Raw genomic sequence first — 1,177 nt, forward strand, 5'->3', positions numbered from 1 at the left:
CAACCAATCATATTAACAATTAACATTATGGCTCAAAGAGAAATTTTCAACATTAAGAGCATCAAAGAAAAGAAGTACCACAGGATGGATATTTCTGCTGAATATGCTGCATTAATGGGTTATCCCGAAAAAAAGTTTACCGGTATAGCGTATGGTGAAAGTGGTTCGGGTAAATCGGTTTACATCCTGCAGTTTGCCAACTACTTTGCCAAACACTTTGGTAAGGCTCTCTATAATTCGCATGAAGAAAGGGTAAGCCAGACCATCCAGGATCGGGTTAATAATTTCAATATCGATGCTGAAAAGCTGTACATTGCCAACGGCCTGCCATTTGACAGGATGTGCAACTACATCGAAAAGAACTACTACAGGCTTGTTATCATCGATTCGGTAAAGTATATGAACTTCACCATCGACCAGCTGAAAGAAATGCGAGAACGTTTTGCAAAGCGTCAGTTATCCATCTTTATGGTTGACTTTGGTACAGCCAAAGGCCGTCCTGCCAGTGGCAAAGACCTGATACATGCTTCAGATATTAAGATGTACTTCCGCGACGGTAAGGTAAATTCAATCAGCAGATATACAGATAAGCCTGCCGATAAGCGGCTTTTCATTCCACAAACCGCAAATTCATTACCTTCTTTATTCGAATACCGATGAAAATAAAACGATTGATAGAGCTGGTTGCACCAGAAAAATATAATTACGGCGATAAGCCTATAATAGAGACTATAACAGGTGATATTGTGCGTTGTGAGCACTGCAGCGGCAAAGGGGGGTATTACATTGATGGCAGGTATATTGATTTTGACCCGGACAAGAACAATGGAGAAGGTTACTATGTAGCTTGTGCGATTTGTAAAGGTTCGGGTGAGGTACAGCCAGTGGTTACAGTGGAGTGGAGGGCGGCGGGCTTTATTAAGCCTGAATATAACCAGAAAACTACTGTAAACGATAAAATTGTATTAACAATTGATGACATACCCGAACATCCACAAAAAAAAGAATGGTAACCTAGTTTAAAAAAAACAGGTGTACACACACCTATTTTTTTTAACTACAGCCCGACAATAAAGTGTAAAACCTTATCAATATTATTCCTGCACCAGTTCTCTATTTTCGTCTGCATTGTCCTGATAGATTAATTGATTGTCTTTAATATACTGCTTAGCTTCGT

General features: G+C 39.5%; 2 protein-coding genes. Both read left to right on the plus strand.

The annotated features are described in order from the left end of the window. A partial coding sequence (locus D0T84_RS22255; RefSeq protein WP_221413169.1) for a DNA repair protein RadA occupies positions 1-660 on the plus strand: 660 nt, incomplete at its 5' end. Further along, entirely contained in the window at positions 657-1,013 is a 357-nt protein-coding gene (locus D0T84_RS22260) for a hypothetical protein (protein ID WP_163310106.1), read from the plus strand. The genes D0T84_RS22255 and D0T84_RS22260, both read left to right, overlap by 4 nt. Positions 1,014-1,177: the final 164 nt, after the last annotated feature.

Source organism: Dysgonomonas sp. 521 (assembly GCF_010501055.1).
Lineage (GTDB): Bacteria > Bacteroidota > Bacteroidia > Bacteroidales > Dysgonomonadaceae > Dysgonomonas.